Source organism: Bradyrhizobium sp. B097 (assembly GCF_038957035.1).
Lineage (GTDB): Bacteria > Pseudomonadota > Alphaproteobacteria > Rhizobiales > Xanthobacteraceae > Bradyrhizobium.
Map to the genome: position 1 here is coordinate 1133977 of NZ_CP152412.1, position 13961 is coordinate 1147937.

The window sequence follows — 13961 nt, forward strand, 5'->3', positions numbered from 1 at the left end:
CGGAATCCATTTATCCGCGTCACTGCGGCGCGATGGATTCCGGGCTCGATGCTCCGCATCGCCCCGGAATGACGATTACGACAACAGCCGCATCAGCTTCTCCAGCCGCGCGATCTTCGCGCCATAGGGTGGATAGAGATCGGCAAGCCGGTTGAAGCGCGAGCGGTAGAACACCGGCTTCAGCTTGGTCAGCGTCTTGAATCCCCATTCGCCGTGATAGGCACCAGTGCCGGACGCGCCGACGCCGCCCATCGGCTGATAGGCCTGCGCGAAATGGAACAGGCAATCGTTGACGGTGACGCCGCCCGACACCGTGCGCGCCAGCACCGCATCGCGGGCGGCATTGTCGGTGCCGAACCAGTACAGCGCCAGCGGGCGGTCGCGCCGGTTGATGAAGGCGATCGCTTCGGTTGCGTCGCGGGTGCCCATGACCGGCAGCAGCGGTCCGAAGATCTCCTCCTGCATCACGGTCATCTCGGGCGTCGCATCGACGATGACGGTCGGCGGGAATTTGCGCCTTGTCTTCCACTCGGGATCGTTCGGCGCCGCCGGCTGCATGATCGTCGCGCCCTTCGCGGCGGCGTCGGCGACGAGGCCCTCGAGCCGGGCATAGTGCCGGTCCGAGACGATCGAGGTGTAGTCGGGATTTTTCGGATCGGTACCGAACATGTGCAGCATGTGGCCCTGCAGCCGCATCGCAAACGGCTGCACCGAGGCTTGCGGCACCAGCACGTAATCAGGCGCGATGCAGGTCTGGCCGGCATTGAGCAGCTTGCCATAGGCGATGCGCTGCGCGGCTTCGTCGAGGTCGGCGGAGCCGTCGACGATCGCGGGCGATTTGCCGCCGAGCTCGAGCGTCACCGGTGTCAGGTTGCGACCGGCCGCCTCCGCGACCAGCCGGCCAATTCGGGTCGAGCCGGTGAAGATCAAATGATCGAACGGCAGGCCGGCAAAGGCCCTCGCGATCTCGTCGTCGATATCGGTGACCGCGAGCTCGGTGGTGTCGAATTTCTTCTCGATCACCTCGGCCAGCAGCTCGGCGAAGCGCGGCACCAGCTCGCTCGGCTTGATGATGGCGCGGTTGCCGGCGGCGATCGCGGCGACCGCGGGCGCCAGGGTCAGCTGCAGCGGATAATTCCAGGGCGCAATGATCCCGACCACGCCGAGCGGCTGCGGGATCAGCCGGTTCCTGGCCGGCGCGAACTGCACCGTGGTCGGAATCCTCTCGGGCGCCATCCAGCCCTTGAGGTGCTTGGCCGCATGCTTGATCTCGCCGAGCACCAGCATGGTTTCGGCGATTGCGGTCTCGACGGTGGAGCGGTGGCCGAAATCGGCTGAGATCGCCGCCTCGAACCGCGCCTCGTTCTCGGTCAGCGCGGCGCGCAGGCGGCGCAGCCGGTCGAGCCGCGCCTGCAATGTCGGCGCCGGCTCGCTGCGCGACAGCTCGAACTGGCGGTGAAAGGTGTCCTCAAGCGCATGCAGCCCCGGGCTCTTCAACGGCCGGTCCATGGCGTTTCCCCTCGAATGACGTGTCCTTGATGGATTTTGTTGGCGCCAAGCTCCGCTTTTGCGCGCGATCTGGCAAGAGCCCGGTTCCCGGCGGTAAATTTGCCAGAAAACCACCGATTTCAGCGTCACAAAATCCTCAAAAACCCGCATCCGGGGCTTTCCAAACCGTACTCACGTTGATACATACCCCTCGCACCCGACGGCTTCGGCCCGGGTCGCCTTCTCAGGAAGCCTCCGGACGGATCGATCGGCGCCATCTGATGCGTTGGCCGACCGGCTCGGGCACTCTTTCTGCAAGGCATGCAACGGTTTAACGCGGGGTGGAGCAGCCCGGTAGCTCGTCAGGCTCATAACCTGAAGGTCATAGGTTCAAATCCTATCCCCGCAACCATCTCAACTTGCGATCGGCCCGCCCCTCCGGCGGGCCTTTTGCTTTTAAGCGAAATCGCAAGGATTCCGGCCAGATCGCCCCGCACGTCGATCCGAAGCTCGCCGTCTCCTGGCGTCAGAATGATCTCCTTCACAAGCGATCGGGTCAGGTCGGCCGCAGTCATACGCTTTTCCTCCGAATCCCCCTGAAGCGCTGCGTACAGCTCGTTGACCTGGACGCGATAGTGATGCGCCATGTTCGGGTGCAGGAGGGGTGGTGGTTCCTCCGCCTCCTGCAGGAACGTCTTTAGCTCCTTCTGGCGGCGTTCGAGCATGACCATCTTCTCGTTGAGGCGGTCGGCTGCTCCGCCTTTCAGGATCACGTTTAGGAGCGTATCGAGCTCGCGGTCGATCTTCTTGGTCTCCGCCTCGGCCGCATCAATCGACGCTCGGCCTTCTATGCGGAGCCGGTTCATCTCGCGGGTGAACTCGTCGCAGAATTCCTTGAACAGGGCCGGGTCCATCAGGTGATGACGCAACGCATTTAGGACGCGGGCCTCGAGCTGGCCGCGCCGGATGTTATTGCGATTGTCGCAGGTCCCCTTGTTGCGTGCCGTCGAGCACCCGATTAGATCGGCCGAGATCATCGAGTAACCGCCGCCACAGCAAGCGCACTTGGTCAGCCCCGAAAAGAGATATTTGGGGCGTCGTCGTTCCCGGAAATGGTTTTCGGGCTCGCCGTCGTCGCTGCGGTTCTGTTTGACGGCCTTCTGGCGATCCTTGACTGCTTGCCACAGCTCATCATCGAGAATGCGCCACTCCGGCACGTCCTGGTTGATCCACTCAGATTCCGGGTTCATTCGCGCTTGGCGTTTGCCCGTATCCGGATCCTTGATGAAGCGTTGGCGGTTCCAGGTCAGCTTGCCGACATACATCTCGTTGTTGAGGATGCCGTTACCCCGCTTCGGATTGCCGTTGATCGTGCTGAAGCCCCAGTCGCCACCGCCCGGCGCGGGGACGCCCTCCTTGTTCAGCTCGAAGGCGATCCGCTTTGCCGATTTGCCTGTCACGTAATCGCGGAAGATACGACGGACCACTTCGGCCTGAAACTCGTTGATGGTCCGGTCGCCACGCACCGGCTCGCCTTTCCCGTCGAACTTCTTGACCACATCATAGCCATAGGCGTTACCACCGCCTGACTTGCCCAATTCGACCCTGCCGCGCTGACCGCGGCGAGTCTTGTCGGCCAGATCCTTGAGGAACAAGGCATTCATCGTGCCCTTAAGGCCGACATGCAAATGCGTGACCTCACCCTCGGACAGGGTGACGATCTTCACATCGGCATAGGCCATGCGCTTGAAGAGGCCCGCAATGTCCTCCTGGTCACGCGAGAGGCGATCCATCGCTTCGGCCAGCACATACTGGAAGCGACTGCGTGTCGCATCGGAGATCAAGGCCTGGATGCCGGGACGGAGTAGCGAGGCTCCCGAAATCGCGTGGTCGGTATACTCTTGGACCACCTGCCAACCCTGCTTCTCGGCATGGAGACGGCACACGCGGAGTTGGTCGGTGATGGAAGCGTCGCGTTGATTGTCAGACGAATATCGGGCGTAAATCGCGACCTTCACAGCACACTCTCCCGTGACGTCAGGAGCGCGTCGTGCGACGTCCCTTCGTTTGCTTCTCGAACACTTCCCGCGCTGCACGACGGGCGAGCAAGCGTATCAACTCGACCAAACGCTGGTCGAGACCATCGCCATGCCGTACGAGCGTCAACTCCGGCTCGACGAGCCGAAGCGCGCTTCTCTGCTTTGGGCGGTTGCCATGGTCCATCGCTACGATGTTCGATGCCGGTTACAAGGTGATAGGCTTCACGATCGCTGCGAGCCGAAAGATAAGCAACTGGAATCAAAGGCGAATATTTTGCGGCGTCCGGCTCGCATCTGTCGGCAATGGCCAAGTCTCGCGTAGCCAGGCGTGCCGCAGCATATGGAAAATACCGGCGCTGCTCCGGGCCGTTGCCCGTCCCCCTGAGAAAGTCGGGAGCGCACGTCGTCATCCTGCCATCCCTTGCCATTGTGACAAATCTGGACTATATATCCAGATATAACATGGAGATCGGCAATGGGCAATGCCGCGCAGAAGAGAGCTACTCAGAATTACCGTGCGCGGCTGACGCAGCGCGGCTTCACGCGCTTCGAGGTGATGGCGCTCGACTCCGACCGTGAGCTGATCCGTACCCTCGCGCGCCGCTTGGCGGAGGAAGGGCCAGAAGCGGAGCATGTTCGCTCAGCCGTGAAAACGGTCGTCGCGGGCGAGCCGCCGAAGCCCGGAAATATCCTCACTGCTCTACGTCGCTCACCTTTGGTCGGTGCCGATCTCGACCTTTCTCGCCCGCGTGAAAAAGGGCGCAAGGTCGATCTGTGACGCTCTATCTTCTCGACACCAACATCATCAGCAACATCGTCAAGCCGAAGCCGTCTGAGTTACTATTGGCTTGGATGGGGGAGCAACGCGATGAGGATTTGTTCATTGCCTCGCTGACAGTGGCCGAAATCCGGCGCGGCATTCTAGAAAAGCCGCGCGGCAAAAAGCGCGACGCGCTTGACGCCTGGTTCGCCGGTCCAGAAGGACCGCAAGCGCTGTTTGCAGGGCGCATCCTGTCGTTCGACGAAAGGGCTAGCTTAGTTTGGGCGCGGCTAATGGCGGAGGGGAAGGCCGCCGGTCGTCCTCGCAGCGGACTCGACATGATCATTGCAGCCGTCGCCGGTGCCAATGATTGCGTGGTGGTGACGGATAACGAGAAGGATTTCGCCGGGGTCCAACTCGTCAATCCTATGCGCGGTGCGGCGGGAGATCACTTTGGGCGCTAGTTATCCGACGAGGATCATCCTAGCCTTTAGGAGCGGTGGCGTCTGTGCTTTTCCGAAGTGCGGCAAACACCTCACTTATGATGCAAAGGTGGGGGATGACACCTATGTCGGCGAGGCAGCTCACATCCGCGGCGAGAAACCGGGGGCAGCGCGGTACGACTCGTCCATGACCGACACGGAGCGGGATAATGTGCGGAACCTCATTTACCTCTGCACCGATCATCACACGATCATCGACAAGATTGAGGCTGATTGGCCGACTACAGTGCTGCATGAGCTGAAGGAGACGCATGAGAAACTGGTCCGGCAGGCGATGGAGGAGGCCTTTGCCGACATCGCATTTCCAGAGCTGCAGAACGCTGTGTCGTGGGTAGCCAATCAGGTGCCGGCGGCAAACGGTTCGTTCGAACTCACCGCGCCGGACGAGAAGATCAAGAAGAACGCGCTTTCGAATGGCTCGCGCCATATCATTGCAGCCGGATTGATGTCGCGCGCCACCGTTGCCGAGTATGTCGAGGCCGAGGCGCAGTTGGACTCTGATTTCCCGGAGCGTCTCAAGGCTGGATTCCTCGAGGAATATTACGCACGGCGCAAGGAGGGCCATCAGGGCGATGAGCTGTTTGAGCTCATGTGCGCATTCGCGCAACGAGGCCTTCGCCGTCAGTCTGACAAGACGGCCGGCATCGCCGTGCTGGTTTACCTCTTCGAAATCTGCGATGTATTCGAGAAATGATCCTGCCCACCAAGCATATTCCGCAGAATGAAGCGCTGATCGGCGTCGGCGCGACGCTGCTTGAGCATTTGAATGAGCCGATGACCGTTTCCGGCCTCTGGGAGCGTCTCCGTTCGGAGCCGAACGTCGGCACCTTCGAGCGCTTCGTGCTCGCGTCAAACCTTCTTTACCTGATTGGCGCCATCGAGATGGAAGATGGCCTAATAGTCAGGACGGCTCCATGATCCGGACGGTTCGCGCCAACAAGAGAGGTTTCCATACCGTCCATTTCGAGCCCGGCGTGAATCTCATTCTCGCCGACCGCTCGACGTCGGCCGGCGAAAAGGACACGACCAATGCACTGGGCAAATCGACACTGATCGAGATCATCGACTTTTGTCTGGGAAGCAACACCCCGCCCGGTAAGGGGCTGCGTGTGGATGCCCTGCAAGGTTGGGCATTCACACTGGAGCTCTCCCTGGCCGGCCAAAACGTCGCTGTCACACGCGCGACGCAAGCGCCAGGATTTTTCGCGATCGAGGGTCTAACCGATGGATGGCCGTTCAAGCCGGCGCCAAACAAGGAAAACGTTCCCGGCCTCGACACCAAGAAATGGCGCTCCGTTCTCGCTTGGGCGTTGTTCGGTATCAGCGAACCTGCGTCAGATTCCGGGTACAAGCCGTCAGCACGATCACTGATTTCCTATTTCGTGCGTAACCAGGCGGCTGCCTACAACGCGCCCTTCAAATACTTTGATAACCAAAAGACTTGGGACATCCAGCTCCACAATGCTTTCCTTCTCGGACTGAACTGGGAAAAGGTTTTGTGTTGGGATCGGCGGCTGGCCTGCTCGCTATCGGCGCGGCGCAAGCGGCGGATCTTCCAGTGAAGGCCAAGGCGATCGAGTATGTGAAGATCTGCTCTCTGTATGGCCCAGGGTTCTATTACATCCCTGGTACCGACACCTGCATCAAGCTAGGCGGCTTGCTTCGCATGGATGTTGTCGTGAACTCAAACGTGGACAACACAGGTAACACTTCGGGGGCCGGTGCCGCGAACAACCGTTTCACCAACGGTTATACTTGGCGCTCTCGTGAAGACCTGATCATCGATACACGTTCCGCTTCCGAGTACGGCATGGTTCGCACCTACTTTCAAGCGGCGTTCAGCTGGGCGTCGGATAGCTACGCAGGGACCGGAACCGGCGCGACCATTTACTCGCCAATCGGCACCGCTCAGGCGCCGAACAACGCGGGCAGAGGCGCTGTAGCCGCGGGAACGGTCGGTGTCTACTATGCTTTCATCCAGTTCGCCGGTTTCACGATGGGCAAGGCGGTCTCGCAATTCTCGGCTCCGTGGGCCAACTATCCAGGCAACAGCTTCGACGGACTCGTTGGTGGTGGCGGTACGATTACTGGTGTCAACCAGTTCACGTACACCGCGCAGTTCGGCAACGGCGTGTCGCTATCCCTGTCGGCCCAAGATCAGACGCAATACTATCAGGCTGGTGTGAATAACATCAGCGCCGGCGGTCCTTACGGCACAAGCGACTACGCTGGAACGATTGCTCCGGATCTCGTTGCGATGTTGCGCGTCGACCAGGCGTGGGGCCTGTTTCAGGCGTCGTTCGCTGCACATGACAACCATGCTGCTTACTACGGCGCCCTCGGAGAGTTGAGTGGCCATCCGGACGACAAATGGGGCTGGGCCGGTCAGTTGGCCTTGTCGATCAAGAACATCCCGACCGGGCCTGGTGATACGATCAACCTCCAGGGCGTGTATACCGATGGTGCAACCGGTTACAACATCCAAGACCTAGCTGGCTCTGCAGGCGCCAATACCATTTACGGCGGCACCAACCTACCGGGTACTTACCAGAGCGTCGGTCTCGGTATTGCGCCTGACACGGTGTTCGCTGCTGGAACTTCCCAGCAGGCCGTCAAGACTTGGGGCTTTGATGGCGCCTATGTTCACAACTGGAATCCGTACTGGAACACCAGCATCTACGGCGCCTATGCTCAGGTCATGTACAACGACACGGCTAAGGGCCTGCTCTGCGGCGTTGGCGGTGTCGGCGGTTCGGTCCAGGCCACCCTCAATGCTCTTGGTGGTGCTATCACCAGGTGTAACCCCGACTTCAGCATTGCGCAGATCGGTACGCAGACCCAATGGACTCCGGTCAAGAATCTGACCTTTACGGCCGACTTGACCTACACTCATCTGGACCAAAAGTACGCTGGCACGGTCGTGGCGTCTAGTGCGGCAATCGGCAAGCCTGCAGCGCTGTACGAGTTGAAGAACCAGAATACGCTGCTCTTGCTCCTCCGCGCCAATCGCAACTGGTAGTGGAGCGCACGACAAACAATAGCATGACTCCATCTTCGCCAACTTCTCCGAAGGCCTCCGGCATGCCCGCCGGGGGCCTTTCCTTGAAGGACGGGATTGCTGGCTAGAGGACCCGTCACTTCACCGCAGAGTTCTTCACACAAAGCCTGCTGAGCTTTGTGGCAGAAGTCTTTGCCTGAGCCAAAATCTGGTCCGCCGACTTTGGCCATTTGATGGGCTTTCGGCTTTAGCCGTGTCGGTCGATGAAGGTACGAAATATCGAGCTCTAGGTCTCTGACGAAGTGTGAAGGCCTCGCTCGTGGTGTCAGAACGCGCGCCGAAGAGTTTGGCAAGCGTTGATTGCCGCTACGCGACAATCAAGCGTGACTACCCGCGTCAATGGTAAGGTGCGCGGAACGCCTAGCCTTGCTGTGCTGAGTGATGTGTTTTTGGCGCTCCGACGGACCCGTTCATGCTGACGCCACCCGCGGGCCTCATGATTTACGTTGCGACCCAGCCTGCGGACTTCAGAAAGGGCGCGGATGGCTTGGCGTTTCTCGCGAAGGAGACACTAGGCCATGACCGATGAAAGGCGCGGCGGTGGTCTTCCGTGCGAAGCGTGCTGAAGATTGTCGTCTGGGATGGCAGCGGCCTTGTGATGTATTGGAAGCGGCTCGATAGCAGCGGCTTCAAATGGCCACCCGTTGTGGCCGGCGTCATGCAGTTGAACGCGGCGCAGCTATCTGGCACTGGTCATTCAATATCCGTGATCAGCTCTGGCATGGCACGACGCACACGCGGCTTGACCTCCTTGCGCAGCGACGCGTTCGCATGATCATCGATCGGAGGTTGAAGAATGCGAAACGAGCCGAGTCGCCAACGTCCGAATAGCTAGCACAGTCGTCGGCGCGCATTTGCCTGCGGCATCGCTATCACTAATGCGCGCGCCGGGTGCCTTTTTGTCTCGTCGCCGCTGTCGGTCCCGCATGCCGCTTCGCGGTCGCTTTGCTGATGCCCTTGCGGCTGCATTCCTGTCGGCTTCCGCTTTGCTTCAGGCTTCGGAATGGTGGCGCAGGTCCATCGAGGTCGGCGACCAATGGAGCGGCTTGACTCATATCATTTTGGTATTTTGGCGCGATATCGCGGCTCAATTCCGCAAGGTGCTATCTGTTCATGAGGCGAGACCAACAGGTCGAGCGGGTGATTGATTTGTGAGTTTGATCGAGACACGCTGTCTCCTCGGTCCGCTGGCCATGACGACGAGGACCGGTTCTTCGTCGACAACCCGGTCAAGCGCTGCGCGGTGGGCGATCGCGACAAGCCTGCCTTGCCTCCTCCGGCCGCAGCGGACCGGTCGAAGATCGACGTGAAGCTTGAGGACGGCGATGAGAGGCCGCCGGCAGCCGGAACTGGTCTGGCATTGGACGCTTTGCACAGACGTCTTTCGGGTCCGCCTTCACCCCGTCATCGAGCCAATGCTGAATGTGCTTGTATCAACTAGGATTGGGGCAGGTTCCGCAGAGCACGGCAATGTCGCCCGGGGCAGGACAACGTTCAGGACGGCAACGCCGAGGTCGCTTCGCTATCTCGCGATGCCGTGCCGCAGATATCCAGCGCCTTCTTCGACGCAGGCGGGAGGCCGCGCAGCGCGAAGCGACCGCCGGCCGACCGCGATACCGCGCGCGTATCGCGCTTTCAAAAATGGATTATTGCCGGCGCCCCGGTCCGGATTGAAAAGAACAAAGCAAGCGAAGTTGCTCGGCGTCAAGACACCCACTGCCCTGCGAAGCCGGGCCTGCAACCGAAGCATACGACGGAGACGAGGAATGCCCGAGTACAATGCCGGAAAGGTGACGGACTACGCGAACGGCGACCGCAGGGTGATCGTCTGCGGAGACAAAGAAGTCGGCGTCTTCAAGCTCGATGGCAAATTCCACGCCTGGCACAATCGTTGTGCTCATCGCGCGGGGCCGATCTGCCAGGGGCGGATCATGAAGCGTGTGCTTGAGCCGGTTGCCGAAGACCGTACCGTGCGCGCAATGGAATATGACGAGACCGAGACCAATATCGTCTGCCCATGGCACGGCTACGAGTACAGCATCAAAACCGGCGCCCATCAGGGCAACCCGAAGATCCGCCTGCGCAAGGCCGAGCTGACGATTCGCGATGGAGAGCTCTATGTTGTTGTTTGATCAGGATCGCCGCAACGATCAGTACGGTTGGATCGACGCCATCGCGCCCGATCTGCTGCGCGCTTCTCGCGAGTTGGTGGAGACCGGGCAAGCCAGCCGCGTTTCCGACGAATCCGTCGCCAACATCCTGACCGCTGCGATCCGCCTCTATGTCGCGAAGTCGGACGGGGAGGAGCGGACATTCAAGCCGATCGCCGGCGAGCGCGACAGCGAAATGACGCCAACCGAACTTCTGTCCGCCGTGGCGGAAATGCTGCGTGCACTGCACCTCGGACCGATGGAGCTGGCGCTGTGGTATCGCCGCCGGCCTGACGAAGACACCTACGTTCAAGGATAATCACGATGAACAAGCGCGAAACCTTCGGATCCGAACAGGCCAGAATTCAGCAGATCGACGTCTATACTGACACGCGCGATGTGCTCGCGCTGGCGAGGAAGAACGCGATTAAGCGTGGACTTGAGGACTGGTTCATCGTCGACATCGACGCGCACCACGTCGAGACCGTGTCCTGGAAGGAGATTGTCACCTACATCGAGGACCCGGTCCTTCGCGACAACGCCATGCGCTACCAGGCGGAACGCATCGGTGCGCCGCCGTTCGGGCTGAATGGCGATCTCGGTCTTCGCTACCAGTCGGTGGGCGGACGCATTCCGCATCAGGACGATCAGCGCGAAAAGGTCACTGAGACCGACGTGCACCGCGACGTTACCCTCACGCGTCGAGCGATGGATTCGCTTGGCGTTGACAGTATGGTGGTGTTTCCGACGCCGATGTTGTTTCTGGGCATGCATCCCCAGACGGACATGGAGGTGTGGCTGGGGCGTGCCTACAATCGATGGATGGCGGACAGGATCCTGTCGGCCGACGATCGCATCAAGACGCTGATCTATCTTCCGTTCAATACGCCCAAGGAAGCCGAGCGTGCGGTCGAGGAGTTCGGCGACAACAAGAACGTGATCGGGTTCTGTGTCACAAGCACGCGCTACAAGCCCGTGCATCACAACGACTATATGCGTCTCTATTCAATGATCGAGGAGCGCGGCAAGCCGATTGCTTTCCACGCCGGCTATCATTGGCAGGACCCCTCGCTTGCCACCGTGAACCGCTTCCTCGGCATGCACGCGCTAGGATTCGCTTGGTGCAATATGGTGCACATGACAAACTGGATCTTGAACGGGATCCCGGAGCGCTTCCCCAGGCTCAAGTCGATGTGGGTGGAGAGCGGCCTGGCGTGGATACCCTTCCTTATGCAGCGGCTTGACGATCAGTATCTCATGCGTCCCTCGGAGGCACCGCAACTCAAGCGGATGCCGAGCGAGTACATGAATACCAACTGCTGGTACACGACGCAGCCGATGGAGACGACGCACCCGAAGGCGCTGGAAACGACCTTCGAGATGATCAAGGCCGAGACGCAGCTTCTGTTCGCATCGGATTGGCCGCATTTCGACTTCGATCTCCCGCAAGAGATCTGTGACCTGCCATTCCTGAGCGAGCAGGCCAAGCGAAACATCCTCGGGCTCAACGCGGCACGATTGTTCAACCTCGATCCGGTCCCGGTGAAGAAGCTGAGCCAAGGCTGAAGCGATAGGTAGCGATTGGGCGTGGGCAGCGTTGCTGTCAAAGTGAGCTCGATGATTGCCGGTTTGCCTTGATGCGGGCCGGCTCGAAGAAAGAATATCAAGCGGGGGGACGATGACGACAATAGCTTCGGTCGACTATGCCGTTGGCCAGCGGGGAGCCCAGGAGGCCGTCAGGAAAGTGTGGCGGCGCCTGATTCCCTTTCTCTTTGTGCTCTACATCATCAACTATCTTGATCGCATCAACATTGGCTTTGCGGCCCTGTCGATGAACAAGGACCTGATGCTGACGGCGACCGTGTTCGGTCTGGCCAATTCTATCTTCTATGTCGGATATGTCGCCTGCGAGATTCCGAGCAATCTGCTGATGGTGCGTTATGGCGCGCGTGTCTGGATCGCGCGCATCTTGATCTCTTGGGGATTGGCGTCCGCAGCCACGATGCTGGTGATGGGACCAAATAGCCTCTATTTCGCGCGTTTTCTGGTCGGCGTTCTCGAAGCAGGCTTCGTGCCTGGTGTTCTGCTCTATCTGACGTACTGGATTCCCAATTCGCATCGCGCGCGCGCCAACGGGCGGCTCATGATGGCCCAGCCGGTTGCCATGGCGATTGGGGGTGGTATCTCCGGCTTCATCCTCGAGCACATGAACGGTGTGATGGGCCTTCAGGGCTGGCGCTGGATGTTCCTTCTCGAAGGGGTTCCCGCCGTGTTTCTCGGTGTCGTGGCCTACTTCTACCTTACCGACAAGCCGAAGGATGCGACCTGGTTGGATGAGACGGAGAAGAGGACGCTGGCAAATCTCGTCAGCAGCGGTGACACGACGCAGAAGAAAGCCCCGAAGGCATCGGTCTGGAAGCAGGTGATGGAGCCGCGAATCGTTCTGCTTGCGCTGGCCTATTTCTGCCTGGTGAACACCATCAATGCCAACGCGACCTGGATTCCGACCATCGTGCGGGAGGTATTGGCGACCTATTCGCTCTCCTATGTCGGACTGGTGACCGCTATCCCGGCGCTGTGTGCCCTTGTTCTGATGCCGCTTTGGACGCGTAGTTCCGACAGGACCCTGGAGAGAACCTGGCACGTGATTGTGGCGCTCGCGATGGCGGCTGTGGGCTGGTTGATCGTGATTTTCGTTCCCGAACCGGTGCTGCGTCTGGCCGGGCTGGTATTCACGGTGTCGGGCGCGTTCTGTGCGATGTGTGTATTCTGGGCGTTGCCGCAGGGAATTCTGTCCGAAGAAGCGCGACCGGCCGGAATTGGGCTCATCAGTGCGGTAGGGCTGCTAGGGTCGGCGATCAGTCCGGCGGTGGTGGGCGTGCTCAAGGATATGACTGGTAGCTTTGCAGCTGGCCTGTTCTATGTGACCGCTCTTCTGATCGTCTCGATGATTCTAATCCTGGCCGTTTCATCCCGTGCCAAGGCGTGAAGCCGCATCCCGTCCTCCATTGATGCAGGGTCGTCCGCATCAATGGAGTGGCACCTTACGGCCGGATCAACTTGGCGCGCAATCGCGTGGCTGCGACAAATGCGTCCAGCACCGGAGACGACGCGCCATAGGCGATCGCGAGTTCATATTCGACCGGTGTGCCCGGGCCACTGAGCTCACGAAACACGACGCCTTCGCGCCTGCCGGCCAGCGCTCGGGAGACCAGGGCAACGCCCATGCCGCCGGCCACGAGGTTGACGATCGTGTCCATCTGCGGCGCTTCCTGGCCGACCTGCGGTGCAAAGCCTGCTTTGGCGCAAGCCTCGAGGATGATGCGATGCAACCCGGGACCTTGGCGCGCCGCGAACAGGATCCATGGATCCTGGGCAAGATCCGAGAGCGCGATATGTTCGGACGTCGCGAGCGGGTGCGCTTCGGGAACGGCGGCAACCAACCGGCTGCGGGCGATGACCTCCACGTTCAACGCTTCCGCATTCTGAAGCGGGGGGATCACAAAACCAAGGTCACTCTCGCCGCTTCCGAGCAGCGTGATCTGCTGTGCTGTCATAGCCTCGCGCAGCTCGAGTTGAACGGCGGGGTAGTGCTCCCGGAAGCGAAGCAGGATCGATGGCAGAATGTCGCGCGCGGCGCTCGCCACGAACGTCACGCGCAATGTACCAGTAAGGCCAGCGCCGGCCCGCTGCGCCGCGAGAACGGCGCGTTCGGCTTGATTGACTGCCTTCCGGGCCTCTTCGAGAAAGACCCTGCCGGCCTCCGTGAGGCGCGTGATCCGATTTGTGCGCTCGATCAGGGTGGCGCCGACCGCGTCTTCGAGGCGTTTGATCGTGGCCGTCAGCGGCGGCTGCGCCATATTCAGCCGTTCCGCGGCGCGCCGAAAGCTCAGCTCCTCCGCGACGGCAATGAATTGTCTGAACTGGCGCAGCTCGATCATGGATCGTCCCGGTCTGCCAGGG

At 60.4% G+C, this 13961-nt stretch carries 13 protein-coding genes and 1 tRNA gene; 11 read left to right on the forward strand and 3 right to left on the reverse strand.

Annotation, left to right across the window (positions count from 1 at the left end):
- Window positions 1–75: 75 nt before the first annotated feature.
- Window positions 76–1509, reverse strand: coding sequence for a coniferyl aldehyde dehydrogenase (locus AAFG07_RS05165; RefSeq protein ID WP_342726298.1), 1434 nt, complete (start codon window positions 1507–1509; stop codon window positions 76–78).
- A 314-nt stretch (window positions 1510–1823) separates the two neighbouring features.
- On the opposite strand from AAFG07_RS05165, the gene AAFG07_RS05170 reads away from it, so the two are divergent.
- Window positions 1824–1900 (forward strand) — tRNA-Met (locus AAFG07_RS05170).
- On the opposite strand, the gene AAFG07_RS05175 is transcribed toward AAFG07_RS05170, so the two are convergent.
- Window positions 1857–3584 (reverse strand): recombinase family protein, encoded by a 1728-nt coding sequence (locus AAFG07_RS05175; protein WP_342729055.1) that lies wholly within the window; start codon window positions 3582–3584, stop codon window positions 1857–1859. The genes AAFG07_RS05170 and AAFG07_RS05175 overlap by 44 nt on opposite strands.
- Window positions 3585–4002: 418 nt before the next feature.
- On the opposite strand from AAFG07_RS05175, the gene AAFG07_RS05180 reads away from it, so the two are divergent.
- From AAFG07_RS05180 to AAFG07_RS05225, 10 genes are all read left to right on the forward strand, one after another.
- The gene (locus AAFG07_RS05180; protein ID WP_342726299.1) at window positions 4003–4305 is read left to right on the forward strand and encodes a hypothetical protein; all 303 of its coding nucleotides are present in this window, start codon (window positions 4003–4005) and stop codon (window positions 4303–4305) included.
- Window positions 4302–4751, forward strand: a complete 450-nt coding sequence (locus tag AAFG07_RS05185; RefSeq protein ID WP_342726300.1) for a PIN domain-containing protein — start codon at window positions 4302–4304, stop codon at window positions 4749–4751. The genes AAFG07_RS05180 and AAFG07_RS05185 overlap by 4 nt, the downstream gene beginning before the upstream one ends.
- Before the next feature lie 88 nt (window positions 4752–4839).
- Window positions 4840–5484, forward strand: a complete 645-nt coding sequence (locus tag AAFG07_RS05190) for an HNH endonuclease (protein WP_342726301.1) — start codon at window positions 4840–4842, stop codon at window positions 5482–5484.
- A complete protein-coding gene (locus tag AAFG07_RS05195; protein WP_342726302.1) occupies window positions 5481–5708 on the forward strand; it encodes an ABC-three component system middle component 6 in 228 nt (75 codons plus the stop codon). Before AAFG07_RS05190 ends, AAFG07_RS05195 begins: the two co-directional genes overlap by 4 nt.
- On the forward strand, window positions 5705–6352 hold the full coding sequence (locus AAFG07_RS05200) for a hypothetical protein (RefSeq protein WP_342726303.1): 648 nt from the start codon (window positions 5705–5707) through the stop codon (window positions 6350–6352). The genes AAFG07_RS05195 and AAFG07_RS05200 overlap by 4 nt, the downstream gene beginning before the upstream one ends.
- Window positions 6289–7809, forward strand: a complete 1521-nt coding sequence (locus AAFG07_RS05205) for a porin (protein WP_342726304.1) — start codon at window positions 6289–6291, stop codon at window positions 7807–7809. Before AAFG07_RS05200 ends, AAFG07_RS05205 begins: the two co-directional genes overlap by 64 nt.
- A 1805-nt stretch (window positions 7810–9614) precedes the next feature.
- The gene (locus AAFG07_RS05210; protein WP_342726305.1) at window positions 9615–9980 is read left to right on the forward strand and encodes a Rieske 2Fe-2S domain-containing protein; all 366 of its coding nucleotides are present in this window, start codon (window positions 9615–9617) and stop codon (window positions 9978–9980) included.
- Window positions 9973–10317, forward strand: a complete 345-nt coding sequence (locus AAFG07_RS05215) for a hypothetical protein (protein WP_342726306.1) — start codon at window positions 9973–9975, stop codon at window positions 10315–10317. Before AAFG07_RS05210 ends, AAFG07_RS05215 begins: the two co-directional genes overlap by 8 nt.
- A gap of 5 nt (window positions 10318–10322) precedes the next feature.
- Window positions 10323–11564 carry an amidohydrolase family protein gene (locus tag AAFG07_RS05220; protein ID WP_342726307.1) on the forward strand — a complete coding sequence of 414 codons (1242 nt, stop codon included), beginning with the start codon at window positions 10323–10325 and terminating at the stop codon, window positions 11562–11564.
- Between the two features lie 112 nt (window positions 11565–11676).
- Window positions 11677–12987 (forward strand): MFS transporter, encoded by a 1311-nt coding sequence (locus AAFG07_RS05225; RefSeq protein WP_342726308.1) that lies wholly within the window; start codon window positions 11677–11679, stop codon window positions 12985–12987.
- Between the two features lie 55 nt (window positions 12988–13042).
- Here the strand turns inward: AAFG07_RS05225 and AAFG07_RS05230 are convergent, their stop codons facing one another.
- A complete protein-coding gene (locus tag AAFG07_RS05230) occupies window positions 13043–13939 on the reverse strand; it encodes a LysR family transcriptional regulator (protein ID WP_342726309.1) in 897 nt (298 codons plus the stop codon).
- Between the last annotated feature and the right edge of the window lie 22 nt (window positions 13940–13961).